Source organism: Mycobacterium sp., assembly GCF_052143115.1.
In the GTDB taxonomy this organism is placed as follows: Bacteria; Actinomycetota; Actinomycetes; order Mycobacteriales; family Mycobacteriaceae; genus Mycobacterium.
The window spans coordinates 81055-100897 of sequence record NZ_JBKQTQ010000073.1 but is presented as its reverse complement, the minus strand read 5'-3'; the positions used below and the strand labels follow the sequence as shown (position 1 = coordinate 100897).

Annotated in this window: 20 protein-coding genes; 8 read left to right on the top strand and 12 right to left on the bottom strand. The window is 65.8% G+C overall.

Going from position 1 to position 19843, the window contains the following annotated elements; genetic code table 11:
• Positions 1 to 2 precede the first annotated feature (2 nt).
• A complete protein-coding gene (locus ACLQI9_RS08635) occupies positions 3 to 239 on the top strand; it encodes a WXG100 family type VII secretion target (protein WP_442391470.1) in 237 nt (78 codons plus the stop codon).
• Between the two features lie 213 nt (positions 240 to 452).
• Complete coding sequence (locus ACLQI9_RS08630; protein WP_442382389.1) at positions 453 to 1283, top strand: SDR family NAD(P)-dependent oxidoreductase; 831 nt, start codon at positions 453 to 455, stop codon at positions 1281 to 1283.
• An 11-nt stretch (positions 1284 to 1294) separates the two neighbouring features.
• On the opposite strand, the gene ACLQI9_RS08625 is transcribed toward ACLQI9_RS08630, so the two are convergent.
• The 3 genes from ACLQI9_RS08625 to ACLQI9_RS08615 are packed head-to-tail and all read right to left on the bottom strand — an operon-like array spanning position 1295 to position 4384.
• The gene (locus ACLQI9_RS08625) at positions 1295 to 2152 is read right to left on the bottom strand and encodes a glycine betaine ABC transporter substrate-binding protein (protein WP_442382390.1); all 858 of its coding nucleotides are present in this window, start codon (positions 2150 to 2152) and stop codon (positions 1295 to 1297) included.
• Positions 2149 to 3339: an NAD(P)-dependent malic enzyme gene (locus ACLQI9_RS08620; protein WP_442382391.1), complete on the bottom strand. Its 1191-nt coding sequence runs from the start codon at positions 3337 to 3339 to the stop codon at positions 2149 to 2151. Before ACLQI9_RS08620 ends, ACLQI9_RS08625 begins: the two co-directional genes overlap by 4 nt.
• Positions 3340 to 3394: 55 nt before the next feature.
• Positions 3395 to 4384 carry a malate dehydrogenase gene (locus ACLQI9_RS08615; RefSeq protein WP_442382392.1) on the bottom strand — a complete coding sequence of 330 codons (990 nt, stop codon included), beginning with the start codon at positions 4382 to 4384 and terminating at the stop codon, positions 3395 to 3397.
• A 238-nt stretch (positions 4385 to 4622) separates the two neighbouring features.
• Here ACLQI9_RS08615 and corA point away from each other — a divergent pair, with 238 nt between their 5' ends.
• The gene (gene corA, locus ACLQI9_RS08610; protein WP_442382393.1) at positions 4623 to 5723 is read left to right on the top strand and encodes a magnesium/cobalt transporter CorA; all 1101 of its coding nucleotides are present in this window, start codon (positions 4623 to 4625) and stop codon (positions 5721 to 5723) included.
• A 2-nt stretch (positions 5724 to 5725) separates the two neighbouring features.
• Here corA and ACLQI9_RS08605 read toward each other — a convergent pair whose 3' ends face one another.
• The 6 genes from ACLQI9_RS08605 to ACLQI9_RS08580 all read right to left on the bottom strand — a co-directional run bounded on the left by ACLQI9_RS08605 (position 5726) and on the right by ACLQI9_RS08580 (position 11353).
• Positions 5726 to 6334 (bottom strand): suppressor of fused domain protein, encoded by a 609-nt coding sequence (locus ACLQI9_RS08605; RefSeq protein ID WP_442382394.1) that lies wholly within the window; start codon positions 6332 to 6334, stop codon positions 5726 to 5728.
• Complete coding sequence (locus ACLQI9_RS08600; RefSeq protein ID WP_442382395.1) at positions 6331 to 7512, bottom strand: ABC transporter ATP-binding protein; 1182 nt, start codon at positions 7510 to 7512, stop codon at positions 6331 to 6333. The genes ACLQI9_RS08605 and ACLQI9_RS08600 overlap by 4 nt, the downstream gene beginning before the upstream one ends.
• Before the next feature lie 4 nt (positions 7513 to 7516).
• Positions 7517 to 8341, bottom strand: coding sequence for a carbohydrate ABC transporter permease (locus ACLQI9_RS08595; protein ID WP_442382396.1), 825 nt, complete (start codon positions 8339 to 8341; stop codon positions 7517 to 7519).
• A gap of 3 nt (positions 8342 to 8344) precedes the next feature.
• Positions 8345 to 9232, bottom strand: a complete 888-nt coding sequence (locus ACLQI9_RS08590; protein WP_442382412.1) for a carbohydrate ABC transporter permease — start codon at positions 9230 to 9232, stop codon at positions 8345 to 8347.
• A 53-nt stretch (positions 9233 to 9285) separates the two neighbouring features.
• Positions 9286 to 10698 carry an extracellular solute-binding protein gene (locus ACLQI9_RS08585; protein WP_442382397.1) on the bottom strand — a complete coding sequence of 471 codons (1413 nt, stop codon included), beginning with the start codon at positions 10696 to 10698 and terminating at the stop codon, positions 9286 to 9288.
• 130 nt (positions 10699 to 10828) lie between these two features.
• Entirely contained in the window at positions 10829 to 11353 is a 525-nt protein-coding gene (locus tag ACLQI9_RS08580; protein ID WP_442382398.1) for a general stress protein, read from the bottom strand.
• 151 nt (positions 11354 to 11504) lie between these two features.
• Here ACLQI9_RS08580 and ACLQI9_RS08575 point away from each other — a divergent pair, with 151 nt between their 5' ends.
• A complete protein-coding gene (locus ACLQI9_RS08575; protein WP_442382399.1) occupies positions 11505 to 12179 on the top strand; it encodes a DUF4190 domain-containing protein in 675 nt (224 codons plus the stop codon).
• 76 nt (positions 12180 to 12255) lie between these two features.
• Here the strand turns inward: ACLQI9_RS08575 and ACLQI9_RS08570 are convergent, their stop codons facing one another.
• The gene (locus tag ACLQI9_RS08570; protein WP_442382400.1) at positions 12256 to 13224 is read right to left on the bottom strand and encodes an HpcH/HpaI aldolase/citrate lyase family protein; all 969 of its coding nucleotides are present in this window, start codon (positions 13222 to 13224) and stop codon (positions 12256 to 12258) included.
• A gap of 23 nt (positions 13225 to 13247) precedes the next feature.
• On the opposite strand from ACLQI9_RS08570, the gene ACLQI9_RS08565 reads away from it, so the two are divergent.
• The 4 genes from ACLQI9_RS08565 (at position 13248) to ACLQI9_RS08550 (ending at position 17892) form a co-directional block, all read left to right on the top strand.
• Positions 13248 to 14543, top strand: a complete 1296-nt coding sequence (locus ACLQI9_RS08565; RefSeq protein ID WP_442382401.1) for a magnesium transporter MgtE N-terminal domain-containing protein — start codon at positions 13248 to 13250, stop codon at positions 14541 to 14543.
• Positions 14540 to 15085, top strand: a complete 546-nt coding sequence (locus ACLQI9_RS08560) for a DUF1003 domain-containing protein (protein WP_442382402.1) — start codon at positions 14540 to 14542, stop codon at positions 15083 to 15085. Before ACLQI9_RS08565 ends, ACLQI9_RS08560 begins: the two co-directional genes overlap by 4 nt.
• 398 nt (positions 15086 to 15483) lie before the next feature.
• Entirely contained in the window at positions 15484 to 16716 is a 1233-nt protein-coding gene (locus ACLQI9_RS08555; RefSeq protein WP_442382413.1) for a lytic transglycosylase domain-containing protein, read from the top strand.
• 30 nt (positions 16717 to 16746) lie between these two features.
• Positions 16747 to 17892 (top strand): Mrp/NBP35 family ATP-binding protein, encoded by a 1146-nt coding sequence (locus ACLQI9_RS08550; RefSeq protein WP_442382403.1) that lies wholly within the window; start codon positions 16747 to 16749, stop codon positions 17890 to 17892.
• A 6-nt stretch (positions 17893 to 17898) separates the two neighbouring features.
• Here the strand turns inward: ACLQI9_RS08550 and tatB are convergent, their stop codons facing one another.
• Together tatB and htrA are read right to left on the bottom strand one after the other, a co-directional pair.
• A complete protein-coding gene (gene tatB, locus ACLQI9_RS08545) occupies positions 17899 to 18309 on the bottom strand; it encodes a Sec-independent protein translocase protein TatB (RefSeq protein WP_442382404.1) in 411 nt (136 codons plus the stop codon).
• Complete coding sequence (gene htrA / locus ACLQI9_RS08540; protein ID WP_442382405.1) at positions 18310 to 19806, bottom strand: serine protease HtrA; 1497 nt, start codon at positions 19804 to 19806, stop codon at positions 18310 to 18312.
• Between the last annotated feature and the right edge of the window lie 37 nt (positions 19807 to 19843).

Sequence of the window (19843 nt, the reverse complement as noted above, 5' to 3'; positions counted from 1 at the left end):
TGATCCGCTCCCAGGCCGCGTCGTTGGAGGCCGAGCACCAGTCCATCGTGCGTGATGTGCTGGCCGCCGGTGACTTCTGGGGCGGCTCGGGTTCGGTGGCCTGCCAGGAGTTCATCACCCAGTTGGGCCGCAACTTCCAGGTCATCTACCAACAAGCCAACTCCCACGGCCAGAATGTGTCAAACGCCGGCAACAACATGAGCTCCACCGACAGCGCCGTCGGCTCCAGCTGGGCCTAACAACTTCCTGCAATAGCGCCAACATCGTTGGCGCTATTGCGCATTCGCGGCGCCAGAGGCGACCGACGTGAGCGTGCTTGTCACGCTGTTTTACGCTGAGCGCCAGTCGCACGCGGTTATCCCCGAAATCGGCATCTGCCGCGGCTACCCGCACGCCAGGGATACCGCCGGATCGGCTAACCTTAGCGGCAACCCACGTAGCAAGGAGCGTCCATGGAAGGGTTTGCCGGGAAGGTGGCTGCGGTCACTGGCGCTGGTTCGGGTATCGGTCAGGCGCTAGCTCTCGAGCTGGCACGCTCCGGTGCCACGCTGGCGATCAGCGATGTTGACATCGAGGGGCTCGCGCAGACCGAAGAACAGCTGCGAGCCATCGGTGCGCCGGTCAGGGCCGACCGACTCGACGTCACCGAACGGGAGGCCTTTCACCTTTACGCCGACCAGATCAACGAGCATTTCGGTAAGGTGAACCAGATCTACAACAACGCCGGGATCGCGTTCACCGGCGACGTCGAGATCAGCCAGTTCAAGGACATTGAGCGGGTGATGGACGTCGACTTCTGGGGCGTCGTCAACGGCACCAAGGCTTTCCTGCCGCATCTGATCGCCTCCGGCGACGGCCATATCATCAACGTCTCCAGCCTTTTCGGGCTTATGTCGGTGCCCGGGCAGGCCGCCTACAATTCGGCCAAATTCGCGGTGCGCGGCTTCACCGAAGCCTTGCGTCAGGAGATGGTGCTAAACGGCCACCCGGTCAAGGTGACCGCAGTGCATCCTGGTGGCATCAAGACCGCGATCGCCCGCAATGGCCTTGTGGCAGAGGGAGTGGACGCCGAAGCGCAGGCCAAGTTCTTCGACGAACGAATGGCCAGCACCACCCCGCGGCGGGCTGCCCAAATCATCTTGGGAGCGGTACGCAAAAACAAGGCCAGGGTGCTGGTCGGCCTGGACGCCAAGGCGCTGGATTTGGTCGTGCGGCTGACCGGTTCGGGCTACCAGCGGCTGTTCTCCCCGGTGGTGGGCCGGACGAAGCCGGCCTCGCGCTAGTCGATAGTGGTCTAGCGGCCGAGCGGATGTTCGCTCAGCCAGCCGTCTGCCACCACTTGGGGATCAGCGCCTGCGGTCACCTGGCGACGCATCTCGACCAGCGCGGCGGTGTCCAGCACGCCGGCCACCTCGTTGACCGCCAGCAGCTGTCGATCGGTCAGCTCGTTGCGGCGGTAGAGCGGGACCACGTTCTCCGCCTGCAACAGCGCCGGCTTGCCGTCGGTCAGCACAACCAGGTCGGCCGGCACGCCGGGGTTGGTGGTGGTGGTCCAGCCCGCGGTGACTGTTTGGGCTCGAAGCGCGGCGAAAAGTGCTGCATCGTTTGGAAATTCGCGAGCAGCAGGGAGCAGGCAGCTGCCGACCGCCGAGGGCGTCGACGCGCCGGCGCTGGACCCGATGAGCAGGCCGTCACAGTGCCGCGGCACCGCGCTGAGATCAGTGCTGCCCCAGCTCTTGGCCGTCAACTCGCTGACCGCCAGCGCGGGCTTGTCCTCGGCAGCGGTCGTGTAATCGCCAGCCGCGATGCCCTCGGGCAACGCGCCAACCATCGCCTTGTAGACCTGTGCGTCGGACCGCACGGTGGTGCCGGGCTGAAAGCGCTGCAACACCCGACCGGTGAAACCGGGAACGACGACAAACGCACCCGAGTCGAGCTTGGTCAGCGGGTCAGCTGCCTGCTCGGTGCGCGCCGGGAACCCGTAGGAGCGCAGCGCCCCGGTGTAGATGTCGGCCAGCAACACCGACTCGGCACCGGGACGGGACCCGACCACCACTTCACCCGCGCGGTGCTGACTGCCAGTGGTGTGCGCGCAGCCCGTCATCGCCAGCGCCACAGCGAGCGCCGGCGCAGTCAACCTGCCGACGATCACTCTGCGCGATCTGCGGCGGCAGCTACCGCAGCGGCAACCGCTGGCGCAACCCGCGGGTCCAGCGGGCTCGGGACGATCCGATCCGGCGCCAAGTCGTCGGCGACGACGGAGACGATCGCCTCGGCCGCGGCCACTTTCATCTTGTCGGTGATCTTGCGGGTACCGGCCTCCAGCGCACCACGAAACACGCCGGGAAACGCCAGCACGTTGTTGATCTGGTTGGGAAAGTCGCTTCGCCCGGTGGCGACCACGGCGGCGTGCCTGGCCGCTGCGTCGGGACGGATCTCCGGGTCGGGATTGGACAGCGCGAACACAATGCCCTCGGGTGCCATCGTCGCGATCAGTTCCTCGGGAATCACCCCGCCGGACACACCGAGAAAAACGTCGGCCCCCTCCAGCGCCTCGACGATGCCGCCGGAAAGATCGCGCGGGTTGGTGCGTAGCGCCAGCTGCGCTTTGACGCTGTTCATGTCGTCGCGCCCGGAGTGCAGGATGCCACGCGAGTCGAGCACGGTGACATCGGAAATCCCGTTCGCTTGAAGGAGATTCGCGCACGCGACGCCCGCTGCCCCGGCGCCGGAGATGACCACATGCAGCGCCGTCATGTCCCGGTCGAGCGCCTTCGTGGCGCCGAGCAGCGCCGCCAGCACAACGATCGCGGTGCCGTGCTGGTCGTCGTGCATCACGGGGCAATCCAGCGCGTCGACAAGGCGACGCTCGATCTCGAAGCAGCGCGGTGCGGCGATGTCCTCCAGGTTGACCGCGCCGAATGTCGGCCGCAACCGCACCAGGGTCTCGACGATTTCGTCGGGATCCTTGGTGTCCAGCACGATCGGGATGGCATCAAGCCCCGCGAACTCCTTGAAGAGGCCGCATTTGCCTTCCATCACCGGCAACGATGCCGCCGGCCCGATGTCACCGAGGCCGAGGACTGCGCTGCCGTCGCTGACCACCGCGACCAAACGGCCCGCCCACGTGTAGCGGGCAGCCAAGGTGTGGTCGCCGGCGATCGCTCGGCTGACCTGAGCGACCCCAGGCGTATACGCAATCGAAAGGGAGCGCTCAGTATCCAGCGGAGTCGTCGCGTCCACCGAAAGCTTGCCGCCGAGATGTGCCTCGAAAATCTCCGCGTCGGTGATGGCGCCGCTCTCGTTGCGAGTCTGAATCGATTCAAGTAATTCGGACACGGACTCAGGGTACTGACTACTCATTAGTAGCCCTAATCGACGAGGTGAGTCCGTCTCAGATCAGTCCCAGGCCGGTGACGGCCTCCCGCTCGTCGGCGAGTTCGGCTGTCGACTTGTCGATGCGGCCGCGGGAGAACTCGTCGATCTCCAGGCCGGTGACGATGCTCCAATCGCCGCCCTTGGTGGTCACCGGGAAGGACGAGATTAGGCCCTCGGGCACGCCGTAGGAGCCGTCGGACACGACGGCCATCGACACCCAGTCGTCCTTCGGGCTGCCCAGCAGCCAGTCCCGCGCGGCGTCGACGGTTGCCGACGCGGCCGAGGCGGCCGACGATGCGCCCCTCGCGTCGATGATCGCCGCGCCACGCTTGGCGACCGTGGGGATGAAGTCGTTCTCGATCCAGGACTGGTCATTGACCACCTCGGCAGCGTTCTTGCCTTTGATCTCGGCGTGGAAGATGTCGGGGTACTGGGTTGCCGAGTGGTTGCCCCAGATCGTGATCTTCTTGATGTCGCTGACGTCGGCGCCGGTCTTGTGGGCCAGCTGTGAGATGGCCCGGTTGTGGTCCAGACGGGTCAACGCCGAGAACCGCTCGTGAGGGATGTCGGGTGCGTTGCTCATCGCGATCAGCGCGTTGGTGTTGGCCGGGTTGCCGGTGACACCGATGCGGATGTCGTCAGCGGCGACGGAGTTCAGCGCCTTGCCCTGCGCAGTGAAGATCGCGCCGTTGGCCTCCAGCAAGTCGCCGCGCTCCATGCCCGGGCCACGCGGCCTCGCGCCGACCAGCAGCGCCAGGTGCACGCCGTCGAAGATCTTGTTCGGGTCCGCGCCGATCCGCACTGCCGACAGCAATGGGAACGCGCAGTCGTCCAGCTCCATCACGACGCCCTCGAGCGCCTTGAGGGCGGGCTCGATCTCCAACAGCCGCAGCTCGATCGGGCGGTCAGGACCCAACAGCGAGCCACTCGCCAGGCGGAACAGCAGGCTATAACCAATCTGGCCGGCGGCGCCGGTGACGGCAACCTTCAGGGGTGTCGTGCTCACGTCATTCGCTCCTCGTGGAGATCGGCCCTACGCAGAATCGCGTCGGGTCGAAACTAGCGCACGCATGCGCGCGATAAACCCCGGCCCCGATCGGGGGCGACCTCAGCGTCACGCCGACCGTCAATCGCGCCAGCTCAGCGGGGCCCTTGCCGCGGCATCGGTGTCGGGCAATACCTGGCTGAGGCGCGTAGCATGACCGGGGCTCTATCGGATCCGCGCTGCAGACGGGAGGTTTTGGATGCCTTCGTTTCGCGACATACCTGAAACACCGCGTCCTCTGGCACGCTCCGAAAAGGCCGAGCCTCCGCACGCGGATTATCTCCCGGCCGAGCAGGCGGTGGTCGACTGCGGCATCTATGTGGACGGGAAGCGACTGGCCGGGACGTACACCCACGCCGATGCAAAGGCGAAGGTGGGTGAGCTGCACCTGGCCGGGCAGGAGGCGTTCGCCTGGATCGGCTTGCACGAGCCCACCGAGCAGCAGATGCAGGAGGTCGGCCGCGTTTTCGGCCTACACCCGCTGGCCATCGAAGACGCCGTACAGGCCCACCAGCGGCCGAAGTTGGAGCGATACGACGAGACACTGTTCCTGGTTCTCAAAACGGTCAACTACGTTCCACACGAATCGCTGGTGCTAACCCGCGAGATCGTCCAGACCGGCGAGATCATGATTTTCGTCAACGGCGATTTCGTGGTGACAGTCCGGCACGGCGAGCACGGCCGATTGTCCGAGGTGCGCAAGCGGATGGATGCCGACCCCGAGCAGATGCGGCTGGGCCCATTCGCGGTCATGCACGCCATCGCCGATAACGTGGTGGACCATTACCTCGACGTGACCAACTTGATGGCGACCGATATCGACGCCATCGAAGAAGTAGCGTTCGCGCCCGGCCACCGAACCGAAATCGAGCCGATCTATCTGCTCAAGCGCGAAGTCGTCGAGCTGCGCCGGTGCGTCAACCCGCTCTCCATGCCATTTGCACGATTTCAGACCGAACACAAGGACCTGATCAGCAAGGAGGTGCGGCGGTATTTGCGCGACGTCGGCGACCACCACGCCCACGCCGCCGATCAGATCGCCAGCTACGACGAGAATCTCAGCTCCTTGGTGCAGGCCGCGCTGGCCCGGGTCGAGATGCAGCAGAACACCGACATGCGCAAGATATCGGCATGGGCCGGCATTCTGGCGGTGCCCACGATGATCGCCGGTATCTACGGGATGAACTTCGAGTATATGCCCATCCTGAAATGGCATTGGGGTTACCCGGCGACCGTCGCCCTGATGGTGATCGTCGTCGCGCTGCTGTACCGCAACTTCCGCCGCAGAGACTGGCTGTAGAATCAGTTTGGCTGTGCGGCAGGCCGATTGGGATCCAACACATCCACCCCGTCGCTGCGCCACGCCTCGCGCATCGCGTCGGCACCTCGCAGCCGCACCCACGCGGCCTCGGTCGCGGTGATCGGGGTCGCGGAGAGAAAGCGCACCGGGTCTCGCGGCGGGTCCAGCGGTAGGTCTGGAATGTCGCTGCGACCCAACAGAATCGCAGTGAACGGCGCCGGCCGCGATCGTTTCTCCCATAGCGGCGAACCGAGATCGATCAACGCGTCTTCGGTCAACACCACCCCGTCGACCGCAGGCGTTGCCGCCAAGATCGCCAGGCTGTGCGCCAGACGGCTGATCTGCCCTGGATTGCGCAGCCGCAAAATGACTTCTGCGCGCGGGCCACGCTGCGGATCGGCGACGATTGCCGCTGGATCGGCCATCGGATGCCGCGAGCAGCCCAGCGAGACATAATGCACCACCCCGTCTGCGCCGGGGAGAAACCGCAACACCTCGATTGGCTCGGCGCCCAGAAATGTCACGCTCGCGACATCAGGCTCGACGCGGAGGCCCGCTTCGGAGAAGTGAGCCCGCAGGTGCGCGCGCACCCGGGCCAATATCTGGGTCACTCAGTCTCAGGCGGCGGTGGAACAGTCAAGTTCACGCCGGTGTCGGCGTCGAAAACGGCGAGTTTCAAGGTGTCGAAGGCCAATTCGAGTGACTTCTCTTTCGCCGCTTTCGACGCGGCGGGAACCCTGGCCACGAATTCGTGCTCCTCTCCAGCGGATTCCTCATCGAACTCGGACAGCTGGTCCGAATGAACAACGCAACCCTCGGCGGTGAAGTAGACGTATTTGTCGGCTCCCAGCGACTCGACCATGTCGACGTCCACCTCGAAAGTTACCGCGCTGATTCGCTGGTAGCCGTCGATCAAGGCGGCATCTTGCAGATGCTCGGGGCGCACGCCGACGATGATCTTGTCCGGTGTCGGATGCTGCGCGAGCACATCGTGGACGGGTTGGGTCAGCGTGATTTCGCCGAATGGCAAGCTCAGCCCGGTCGCAGTCAGCGTGCCGGGGAAGAAGTTCATTGCCGGCGAGCCGATGAAGCCTGCGACGAACAGATTGGCGGGCCGCTCATAAAGCTCGTCGGGCGCGCCGATCTGCTGCGCTACACCGCCGCGCATGACCACCACCCGGTCGCCAAGCGTCATGGCCTCGGTCTGGTCGTGAGTCACGTAGACGGTGGTGGTGCCCAGCCGCCGCTGAAGCCGTGCGATCTCGCCACGCATCTGGACCCGCAATTTCGCGTCGAGGTTCGACAGCGGCTCATCCATCAGGAACGCCTTGGGGTGGCGCACGATCGCCCTACCCATCGCGACCCGCTGCCGCTGCCCACCCGACAGTTGCGAAGGCTTGCGATCCAGAACTTCGGTCAGGTCGAGAATTCGGGCGGTGTCCTCGACCTTGTCCGCGATCTCCGCTTTCTTCATCTTCGCCAGGGTGAGCGGAAATGCGATGTTCTGTCGCACCGTCATATGCGGGTAGAGCGCGTAGGACTGGAACACCATTGCGATGTCGCGGTCTTTGGGCGCCTTCTCGTTGACCCGCTCGCCACCGATGCGCAGCTCCCCGGACGAGATATCTTCAAGTCCGGCAATCATATTCAGCGTAGTGGACTTGCCACAGCCGGACGGCCCGACCAGGATGATGAACTCACCTTCGGCGATCGTGATGCTGAGGTCTTTCACCGCCGTCGCGCCGTCGGGGTAACTCTTGGTTACGTGAGCCAACACGATCTCGGCCATCGACCTATCCCTTCACCGCGCCGGAGGTCAACCCAGCGACCATCCGTCGTTGGAAGACTAGAACAAAAACGATAATCGGGACCGTGATCACCATTGCGCCGGCCGCGATTGATCCGGTTGGCTCCTCGAATTGCGAACTGCCCGTGAAGTTGGCGATCGCGACCGGCGCGGTGATCGCCGCCTTGGTGGCGGTCAACGACAAAGCGAGTAACAGATCGTTCCAGGCGAAGATGAATACCAGGATTGCGGCAGTGACGATTCCCGGTGCTGCCAGCGGGGCGATTACCTTCCGGAATGCCTGTCCTGGCGTGGCGCCGTCCATTTTGGCCGCCCTCTCCAGATCCCACGGAATCTCCCGGAAGAACGCCGACAGCGTATAGATCGCCAGCGGCAGCGCGAACGCGATGTAAGGGGTGATCAGCCCGGGCCAGGTATCGAACAGCCCGATCCGCCGCTCAATGTTGAACAGCGGGGTAACCAGCGAGATCGCCGGGAACATCGAAATCAGCAGCACGGCACCGATCAACAGCCGCTTGCCGGGAAAGTCCAACCGCGCTGCCGCATAGGCCGCCATCGCGCCGACTACCACCGCGATCACCGTGGTGAGCAAGCCGATTCCGACGGAGTTGATCAGTGCCGAGCTGAAGAAATTACCCCGGAAGATTCCACGGTAGTTGTCGAAGGTCACCGACGTCGGAATCAGCTTGCCGTCCTTGACTGTTGACGTCGGCTTGAGCGACAGGCTGAGGATCCACAGCACCGGAAACAGCGCATACGACAGCACCAGAGTGTCGATCACCACCCAGACCGAAGCGCGCCGTACGGTCACGGCTCAGCGTCCATCGCCGTGGACACCCGGTGCTGACGCGCCGAACACTTTGATGAAGATGAACGCGATGATGGTGACGCAGCCGAAGATCAGCACCGAAATCGCCGAGCCGAGGCCAACATTGAAGCCCTTGAACAGGTTGTCGTAGCCAAGGATCGACACCGAGCCGGTGTTGCCGGTACCGCCGGTGAGCACATAGATGCTGTCGAAAATTCGGAACGCGTCCAACGTCCGAAACAGCAGCGCCACCAGGATCGCGGGCTTCATCAGCGGCAACGTGACCTTTATCAACCGTCGCCACGCGCCGGCGCCGTCGACCTGCGCCGCCTTCAGCAGATCCTCGGGCACCAGCGCCAACCCGGCGAGAAGCAGCAATGACATAAACGGCGTCGTCTTCCAGACCTCGGCGATGACCACGGTGCCCAGCGACGGAATCTGGTGCGTCAGCGGCGCGCTGCCTGGTGGTAGCAGGTTGGCCAGGTAGCCGGTACCCGGCGTCCAGGCGTAGTACCAGCTGTAAGACGCCACCACCGTGACGATGCCGTAAGGGATGAGCACCGCGGTGCGCACCAGGCCCTTGCCGATCAGCGTGCGGTGCATCACCAATGCAAGCGCCAGGCCCAGCACGAATTCGATCGACACCGAAACAACCGAGATCGCCAGCGTCACAGCAAGTGCCGTCCACCAATACCGGTCAGTCAAGATCGTCTGGTAGTTGCCGAGCCCGATAAACTTGGTCTCGTCGGGAGTGGTCAAATTATTGCGCTGCAAGCTCAGCCAAACCGCGTAGCCGATCGGGTAAGCCGTGACAGCCAGCATCACCAGTGCCGCGGGCGCGACCAGGACGAATGCCAGTGCCCGCTCCGACCTCCGGTTCCCGGTGTGTGGGATGTTGCGTGCCCGGTTGGAAGCGGCCTGGGGTTCGGTGGCGGTGGCGGTCACGATCACGGCAGCAGCCCCCGGCCGTCGATGGCCTTTTGCACCTGCACCGCGAGCTCGTCGGCCGTCCTCTCCGGGTCAATCTGATTGATCGGGCTCAGGGTTGCTGACAGCCGGGTGGACACTGCCTGGTAGACCGGCGTCGCGATCCGCGCAGCGGCGTTAGTGAGTTGCTGGCGAATGATGTTGTACATCGGGTATTTCGCCTGGAATTGCGGGTCGGAGTAGAGCGAGGTCCGCGCCGCGGGCAGGCCGCCTTCGAGCGAGATGTACTTTTCGTTTTGCACGTCGCGCAAGCATCTGATCGCTTCGTAGGCCTCGGCTTTATGGCGCGTCGTCTTGGCCACCGCCAGATTCAGCCCGCCGATCGTCACCTTGGCCGGCTGGCCGGGCTGCACACCCGGGTAGGGGGCGAAACCGAACACCTTCTTGCTGGCGTCGTAAGCGGCGCGGAATTGCTGGTCGGTCGGGACGAAGGCGCCGACGTTGTTGATGCTGCCGGCCAGGTCGGGTCGACGGTTGAGCGGCAAAAACGCCACGCCACCCTTCACCGCGTTCTCCAGCATGGATGCCAGCGCATATGGCCAGTTGACCTCCAGCGCGGCCTTACCCTGTTCGAACGCCAACCGCGAGGTGCCCGCATCGCTCCGGGTGATCGACGGGTCGGCGCCGGGAGCGGTGGCAACCGACTTGAGGATCCGCAGTGCGTTGACGGTGGCGGCACGGTGTGCGGGTGTATCGGTCAAAGTGAGCTTGTGGCCGTCCTCGGACAGCACCCGGCCGCCCGCACTTTCCAGCAGGGTGTTGAACCACACCACCAACCCCTCGCCCTGGCTGGCCTGTACGCCGATCCAGCTGGGTTGGCCGGCGGCGTGCAACCGGGTTGCCTCGGCCACCACGGCGTTCCAAGTTGTCGGCGGGTTATCCATCAAATCTGGCCGATACCAGAGTAATTCGGTATTGGTGGTCAGCGGCGCGGCATAGAGCCGGTGCTGCCAGGTGGCCGTGGCCAGCGGCCCCGGCAGCGTGTCGGTGCTGGCGTCGACCTCGGCACGGCCGGCCGGGTCGTCCGACAGCGGCAAGGCCCAGCCGGCTTCAGCGAACTCCGCCGTCCAGATCACGTCCAGCGCCATCACGTCCAAGGTGCGGTCGTTGCCGCTCAGTCGGCGGGCCAGTTGCAGCCGCTGGTCGTCGGAGGACCGGGGCAGGCTGAACTGCTGGATGGTGAACCGTCCGCCGAACTGGTCGTTGCAGCGCTTGGCAACCGCAGCGAACGTCGCGGCGCCGCTGGCCGGGGTGTAGAGGCTGATCGCTCGCGCGTTGTCGCCGGAGCCACAGGCCGACACCGCCGACGCGGCTAGCAGCGCCGCCAGCGCGACCGCGCTCAGCCGGCGCGCGCGCCCGCGACGACTCGCCACCGCACGTCCTTTCTTCCCGTTTTCCTGGTCGTCGATTGTCCCGCGGCAGACGGTAGAGCCAGGCACGCGTGATATGCAACACGCCCGGTTACCGCATCACCGTCGTGAGCAGCAGAAGTGGCGGGTCGAGTCAGATTGCCAAGCGGGCAAGCAGATCCCGGGCCCTCTCTGCGTTTTGCGGGTCGCAGAGCACGTCGTATCGGCCGGCGACCAATTGCATCGTCGAACTGAAATCCCGGGTGCCGCGCGCCATCGCATACGGGACCGCGGAGGTGATCAAGCCGAAGAACACGCCGGCGACCAGGCCGGTCGTCAACGCTCCCCAGGGGTTGGGACTGAAGAACCCCAGCACCAAGCCGATGAAAAGACCCAGCCATGCGCCAGTGATCACACCACCGCCGAGCACTTTCGGCCACGTCAGCCGCCCGGTGACCCGTTCGACCTGCATCAGGTCGACACCGACGATCGTCACCTGTTGCACCGGGAACTGTTGCTCAGACAGATAGTCGACGGCTCGCTGCGCCTCCGCGTAGGTGGGGTATGACCCCACTGGCCAGCCTTTCGGCGGCGTCGGCAATCCGGGTGCACGCCGGCTCGCGGCCGAGGTGCCGGGCGTGGCACCGGGAACCTGTCCGGGCTGGAAGGGGCTCGTCATGGCCCCATTCTCCTCCGCCGAGCCGACGGAATCCCGGCTTAGTGCCGCCAGCGCCTCAGCGGGCCCACTACCAGCACAAACGGTGCGTCCCGGAGCGCGACTGCGCCCGGTCCGGGCGGCCCAAGCTGGCCTCACGCTAGTGTTGAACAGCATGACAGTCCAGGGCGGCGACTCCGGCGAGCAAGCCAGAGACGAGTTCACCCCGCCCGCATACGCGGAACAACCACCGGCCCACCCCGATCCGCACGCTCCCCACAATCCGCCGCCGTCGGGCCCGGTGCCGCCATGGAACCCGCCGTCCTCCGACTATCCGCCACCCCCGGGTTACGGACCGCCCGGATCTCGGGAGACCCCGGCTTACGGCGGTCCGTTATATCCGCCGCCACCGCCGCAATACGGCCAGCCTTATCCCCCACCGGGCCACGGGGGTGGCTACGGCCAGCAGTCCGGCCCCGGCTACGGCGCACCGATGGGATACGGCGGTCCACCCGGATACCCCGGCCCTTACGACCCCTATCAGCCCTACCAAGCTCGTACGCACGAGACCAACGGGCTCGCCATCGGATCCTTGGTGACCTCGATCGCGGGTCTTCTGCTCGGCATTCCGCTGTCCTTTGTCTGCTATATCGGGATACTGATCCCCATCGTCGGTGCCGTGCTGGGCGTAGTCTCGCTCAGTCAGATCAAGCGGACCCATCAACAGGGCCGCGGAATGGCCATCGCCGGGATTGCGGTCGGCGTGACTGCCGCGGTGCTGCTGGTGATATTCGTGATCGCAGTCATGGCGGCATTGCGCTCCCCGTCCATAACGCCGTCCATAACGTGATCCGCTCCATCGTCACCTGACTATGCCGGATTTGTCCGGCTCCTCAGCGGGCCTCACGGCCCGCATCGTCACCTGACTATGCCGGCGGGACGAACGGACCCGACTCACGCCGCATCCCGGCCGCCCTGCCTTTAGCGGCGACCACCAACGCCATCTTGCGGCTGGCTTCGTCGATCATCTCGTCGCCGAGCATCACCGCTCCGCGGGCGCCGCCCGCGGCGGAGGTATGCCATTCGTAGGCCTCCAGAATCAACTCGGCGTGGTCGTACTCCTCTTGGCGTGGACTGAAGATCTCGTTGCCGGCGGCGATCTGATCCGGATGCAACACCCACTTACCGTCATAACCCAATGCCGCCGAGCGGCCCGCCACCCGCCGAAACGCCGCCACATCACGCACTTTCAGATACGGGCCATCGATAGCGGCGATGCCATTCGCACGGGCAGCCACCAGGATGGTCATCAGCGCGTGGTGGTAAGCGTCGCCGACGTCGTAGCCCTCGGGCTGCTCGCCGACGACCAGCGTGCGCATATTGAGGCTGGCCATCAGGTCGGCGGGGCCGAGCACCAGGGCCTGCATCCGCGGCACAGCCGCGATCGCATCTACGTTCGTCAGACCGCGGGCATCTTCGATCTGCGCGTCGATCCCGATCTCTCTCACCGGGAGCCCGTGAACGGTCTCCACCTGGGTCAGCAACAGGTCGAGCGCCTGAACGTGGGAGACGTCAGACACTTTGGGCAGCACAACGACGTCGAGCTTGGCGTCGGGCGCGGCGCCCACGGCGGAAACCACCTCGATGATGTCGGCGTGAGTCCACGGTGTGGTCCAGTCGTTGACCCGCACGCCCCGCAACTGTCCGGCCCATCCGGGCTCGGCGAGTGCGGCGGCAACCCGGGTGCGCGCCTCGGCCTTCGCGTCCGGCGCGACGGCATCCTCCAGGTCCAGGAAGACCTCATCGGCGGGAAGGCCTTTGGCCTTGTCGATCATCTTCTGGCTGCTGCCCGGCACTGACAGGCAGGTACGGCGGGGTCGGTAGGCGTCGGTCACGATTCACTCCTACCCTTTCAACCATGGCCTCGATCAACAGGGTGTACGCCGCGCGGCTGGCGCGACTGGTAGTGCTGGGCCCGATGGGGGAGTCGCTCGGCCGAGTGCGCGACGTGGTGGTCAGCATCAGCATCGTCCGCCAGCAACCCCGAGTCCTTGGACTCGTCGTCGAAATGACCTCGCGCCGACGGATTTTCGTACCGATTCTGCGGGTTGCTGCGATCGAGCCCGGCGCGGTGACCCTTAACACCGCCAGCGTCTCAATGAGCCGATTCGAGCAACGGCCCGGCGAAGTGCTGGTGCTGGGACAGATCGTCGACACCAAGGTGCGGATCAATGACCCGGAATTGCCGGAGCTCGCCGCCACCGAGGTCGTCGTCACCGACCTGGCTTTGGAGCAGACTCGAACCCGCGACTGGATGGTGACACGGGTCGCGGTGCGCATCCCCCGACGGCTTGGCCGGCGCAGCAACACCCACATCGTGGGCTGGCGCAATGTGCAGGGACTGACTCCCTCGGCGCTGGCGATGCCAGGCCAGGCCGTGGCGCAGTTGCTGCATCAGTTCGAAAAGTGGCGGCCGATCGATGTCGCCGATGCGGTGCGTGAGCTGCCGCCGAAACGGCGCTACGAGGTGGCCGCCGCGCTTGACAACGACCGGCTGGCCGACATTTTGCAGGAGCTGTCGGAGGAGGAGCAGGCGGAGTTGTTGATGCAGCTGGGCGACGAACGCGCGGCCGATGTGCTCGAGGAGATGGACCCCGACGACGCCGCCGACCTGCTCGGCACGATGAATCCGACCCAGGCCGAGGGGCTGCTGCGCCAGATGGACCCGGAGGAGTCCGACCCGGTGCGGCGGTTGTTGAAGCACTCACCCGACACCGCGGGCGGCTTGATGACCTCCAAGCCGGTGGTACTGACCCCGGACACGTCGGTCGCTGAGGCGCTGGCCCGGGTCCGCGACCCCGACCTGACCACGGCGTTGTCGTCGCTGGTCTTGGTGGTCCGTCCTCCGACCGCCACCCCGACTGGTCAGTACCTGGGATGTGTCCACCTGCAGCGACTGCTGCGCGAGCCACCGTCCATGCTGGTCGGCGGGATTGTCGACACTGACCTGCCCTGGCTGGATCCAGATACCTCGCTACCCGTGCTGACACGCTATTTCGCCGCCTACAATCTGGTCTGCGGCCCAGTGGTCGATACACGGCATCATCTGTTAGGCGCGGTGACCGTGGATGACGTGCTCGACCACCTGCTGCCGCACGACTGGCGAGCAACCAATGGAGAGCTGGCGCTGGACGCCGCTGGAGGACGCTCATGAGCAAGTCAGCATCGCGGCCGCGGCTGTATACCCCGCGTCGCTCGCGAATGGTCACGCCACGGGTGGACGCCGAGGCCGTAGGGCAGTTCACCGAATCGATCGCCCGGTTTTTCGGCACGGGTAGCTACCTGCTGATTCAGAGCGTGGTTGTCGTGGTGTGGATCATCCTGAACGTCTTCGCCGTCGCCCTGCGCTGGGACCCCTACCCATTCATCCTGCTCAACCTGGCGTTTTCCACCCAGGCCGCCTACGCGGCGCCGCTGATCCTGCTGGCACAAAACCGCCAAGAGAACCGAGACCGCGTCACGGTCGACGAGGATCGCCGACGAGCCGAGGAAACCAAGGCCGACACCGAATACCTGGCGCGTGAGCTGGCCGCGCTGCGGCTGGCGATCGGCGACGTCGCGAAGACCCGCGAGTACCTGCGCCGCGAACTGGAAGACCTGCGAGGCCTGCTGGAGGACCGGCACCCGGACAGGGCGAACAGAGCGCCGGCGCCCAGCAGTGACGGTTCGGACGCACGCGCCGCGAAGTCCACTTAAGGAATGCCTAAGATCAAAATGCGATCTTGGAAGACGAATCTGAAATTGCGTCTGCCGTCACTGTGCACAGAGTCTGGGATTGTTGCCATTGTGATCAGCGGGTTATGTATGGTGACTTAGGTCACGAGGCGCAAAGAGGTTTCACAAGTGCCTGATAGGGCTCGAATATTGAGGAAGGTCGAGTGCGCATCGGGGGAGGCTTGGTCCTTGCAAAGATGCGGCAGCGGGTAATTCGCGTGCCGCGCGCCCCAAAGATGCCTGCCGCCCTCGTCACCACCCTCACCACCGTGCGGCAGTCGGTAGTCCGCGCGGCCCAGGCCTCGAAAATCCCTGCCGCCGTTGCCACGGTGCAGCAGTTGCTGACTCGCACGGCCCGGACCCCGGCTTTCGGTGTTGCCATGATCGCCTGCCTGATCTTCGCCGGAGTCGTAGGCGCCGCTGCCCCACCATTCCCCGTGCCGAGGTCGACGCTGCGCGACGCCGCCATCACCCCCGTTGCTGCGGTCGCACCCGCCTCCACCGACCCGACGGGCCCGATGGTGATCACCGTCCAACATCCCAAGATCGGCTTCCACATCGGCGCGGCTACGGTATCGGCTCCCCCACCGACGGTTGTGGTGAATTCACCTGGCGCGCTGGGCATTCCGACGATGGCGCTGTCCGCGTACCGCAACGCCGAACGGATGATGGCCGGAGCCGACCCTGGCTGCGGCATCAGCTGGAACCTGCTGGCCGGTATCGGGCGCATCGAATCTCTGCACGCCAACGGCGGCGCTACCGACGCGCACGGGACCGCGATACGACCGATCTACGGCCCAGCCCTGGATGGCACATTGCCCGGCAACGAGGTCATCGTCCAAGGCAACGGCGGCGGACGCGTCACCTACGCCCGTGCGATGGGTCCAATGCAGTTCCTGCCGGGCACATGGGCGCGCTACGCCTCTGACGGCGACGGCGACGGCGTGGCCGATCCCCAAAACTTGTATGACGCCACGCTGGCCGCCGCTCGATACCTGTGCAGCGGCGGGCTGAACCTGCGCGACCAGTCACAGGTCCTGGCCGCGATCCTGCGTTACAACAACTCCATGCCGTATGCCCAAAATGTCTTGGGCTGGGCTGCGGCGTACGCCACCGGCGTGGTCCCGGTCGATCTGCCGCCGCTTACCGGGCCGCCACCGCCGCTCGGCGATGCACACCTGGAGAACCCCGAAGGGCTCGGGCCGAGCCTGCCGCTCAACATGCACGGCCTAGCGTCTACGGACCCGCTGGCGCAGATGCCGCTGATCGACCTGAGCGGGACCCCGAGCAGCAGCCAGCAATACCCGTGGCAGCAGATCGGGTCCCGCCCGGCGTGCACGGTGATCTGCATTGGCCAAGACACCGTTGGCCCACAGCAGCCGGCGCTGAACACGCCGCCACCCGAGGTGCCAGCGTTCGCAGCACCGGGCGGTGCGCCTGCCCCGCCGCCGGCGGCTGCATCGGTCCTACCGCCTCCGGCGGCACCTGCCCCTCCGCCTCCGGCCGCGCCACCGGTCCAGCAGCCCGCGCCCGCCCCGCCGGCGGCGCCTGCTGCGGTCCCACCGGCCGGCCAACCGACAGGTCCGCCGCCGGGACCTGCTCCCGCCAACTGACAGGCCGTAGCCGCACTACACTCGGCGGTGATGTCCCGTCATGACCCCGCTGACCTGAGCGCAGCCATCCGAACTGCACTAGCCAAGGTGATCGATCCTGAACTGCGGCGCCCCATCACCGAACTCGGGATGGTCAAAGGTATCGACGTTGGTGCCAAAGGCGACGTGCACGTCGAGATCTACCTGACCACCGCGGCATGCCCGAAGAAGACCGAAATCAGCGAGCGGGTAAGCCAGGCCGTGGCCGACGTCCCGGGCACCGGCGCAGTGAAGGTCAGCCTGGACGTGATGAATGACGAGCAGCGCACCGAGCTGCGTAAGCAATTACGCGGTGACGCCCGCGAGCCCGTCATCCCGTTCGCCCAGCCGGGATCACTGACTCGGGTGTACGCGGTCGCTTCCGGCAAGGGCGGTGTCGGTAAGTCGACGGTGACGGTCAACCTGGCCGCGGCGATGGCCGCGCGCGGGGTGTCGGTCGGAGTGCTCGACGCTGACATCCACGGCCACTCCATCCCGCGGATGATGGGCACCACCGATCGGCCCACTCAGGTGGAGTCGATGATCCTGCCGCCCATCGCGCATGAGGTGAAGGTCATCTCGATCGCCCAGTTCACCGAGGGCAATACGCCGGTGGTGTGGCGCGGCCCGATGCTGCACCGAGCGTTGCAGCAGTTTTTGGCCGACGTGTACTGGGGCGACCTGGACGTGCTGCTGCTCGACCTGCCGCCGGGCACCGGCGACATCGCCATCTCGGTGGCGCAGCTGATTCCGAATGCAGAAATCCTCGTGGTGACCACACCTCAGCTGGCGGCGGCGGAAGTGGCCGAGCGCGCGGGCAGTATTGCCCTGCAGACCCGCCAACGCGTCGTGGGGGTGGTGGAAAACATGTCCTGGCTCGCGTTGCCAGACGGTTCGCAGCTGCAGGTGTTCGGCGAGGGCGGCGGCCAGCAGGTCGCCGAGCGGCTGTCCCGCACGGTCGGCGCCGACGTGCCGCTGCTTGGCCAGATCCCGTTGGACCCCGCGCTGGTCGCCGCCGGCGACGCCGGGGTGCCGATCGTGCTCAGTGCCCCCGACTCGTCGGCGGGCAAGGAACTGCATAGCGTCGCCGACGCCCTCTCATCGCGACGCCGCGGCCTGGCCGGCATGTCGCTGGGACTGGATCCGACGCGGCGCTGAGCCGATTCAGGTGGCGTCGCTGTCGAACGGCGCGGGCCCGGCGGCGGGTGGTTCCGGCGCGGTTGACGACGGCGGGACGGCCGGCTGGGCCGAAACACCTTCCGGCACGCCATGCGACGGCCGGTCGAACTGGCCGGTGAACAGCGAGTCATCGCCGTCGAATAGATGCTTGGCCAGCGCTGCGCGCGGCGTCAGACCCCGCAGCTTCTGCAGCTCGCTCAGCGGCTCGCGCAGGTCGTCGAATTCGGGCCCGATATCCTCGCGCAGCTGGGTCGTCACCCCGCTGAGGTAATCGCGGGCCTGGCGCAATGCGTTGGAAGTCCAACGGATGGCGCCCGGAAGTCGCTCGGGGCCTAGGACAACCAGCCCGACCACCACGAGCACCAGCATTTCCCCCCAACCGACGTTGGCGAACATTTAGCTGGTGTCCGGGCCGGGTGTCACCGTCAGCGTGACGTGGCGGCCGTCGCGGACCACCTCGACCGGAGCGGGCTGCCCGATCGCCAACTGGCGCACGGCGACGACGAACTCGTCGGAGTCTGCGACCGACCGGTTGCCTACCTTGACCACCACGTCGTTTTCTAGGACGCCGCCCTTTTCGGCGGGGCTACCCGCTTTGACGTTGGCGACCTGCGCACCGGACGCGATCGCGTTGCTCACCGACCGGGCGCTCACGCCCAACGTCGGGTGCACGATCTTGCCGTCCTTGATCAACGTCTGGGCAACCAATTTCGCTTCGTTGACCGGAATCGCGAAACCCAGCCCGGAAGCGCTGTCGGACAACGACTTACCGGCGGTGTCGATGCCGATGACCTGAGAATCCATGTTGATCAGCGGGCCACCGGAATTCCCATGGTTGATCGAGGCGTCGGTCTGGACGGCGTCGATAACGGTGTCGGTGTCCGAACCCTCTCCCGACAGCGGGATCGGGCGGTGCAGTGCGCTGATGATCCCGTGCGTGACCGTGCTGCGCAGACCCAGCGGCGCACCGGCGGCGAGCACTTCGTCGCCGACGCGCACTTTGTCGGAGTCACCGAGCCGGGCCACCGTCAAGTTGTTGACGTTGTCGACTTTGATGACGGCCAAGTCGGTCTTGGGGTCACGCCCGACCAGGTTGGCGGGCACTTCTTTGCCGTCGTTGAACACCACAGTGGTCTTGAACTGGCTCGGGTTGTTGGCGGCTTCGGAGATGACGTGATTGTTGGTGACGATGTAGCCGTGGCCGTCGACCACGAATCCGGATCCCTGCATACCCTCTTGATCGCTAACCGACTGGATCGTTACCACGGAATCAGCCACCGCGGCAGCGACTTTGGCGAATCGGCCGGCCGGCGATTCGCTGTTTCCGTTGGTTGACAACGTGACCCTGGACGTGGTGAACGCCTCGACAACCTCAGCCGTCTTGCGTCCGATCACACCGCCGACCAGGCCGAGCAACAACGCCAGGACGGCCAGCACCAGAAGCGCCGTGTAGGACACCCGCCCGCCGAACAGCACGTCGCGCACACCAAGCCGGTCGCGTTCCGCACCCGCGCCGTGCGGGCCTGAGCGTGTTAGCGCCGGCTCACCCAAAGCGGCGGCCGCGCCCGGGTCGCGCCAGGGGTCAGCGGGTTCGTCTGGCTGGTTATTGTCGCCGTCGAGCGCGCCGGCATCGGTGGGATGGCGCTGCAACGACTCGGCTCCGGGAAAGGGACGGCCGAAGGCCTCCGAAAGAACCGGGTCGGCCGGTTCATCGTGCGGGGTGAACTCTCCGGAGTTGCGGTACTTCGGCGGACGCACAGTTTCGGCGACGAACGAGCCCTGCACGCCGTCGGGACGGCTGAAGGCTTGGCGCGACGCGGCGTCGACGGGCGGCCGGGAAATGGGTCGCGGCGCCAGCCGGGGGGCGCCGTTCTTGTCTTGGTCGGAGCTCACGTCATCCTCTTCCGAGCGCTTGAGAAACGCGCGCTAT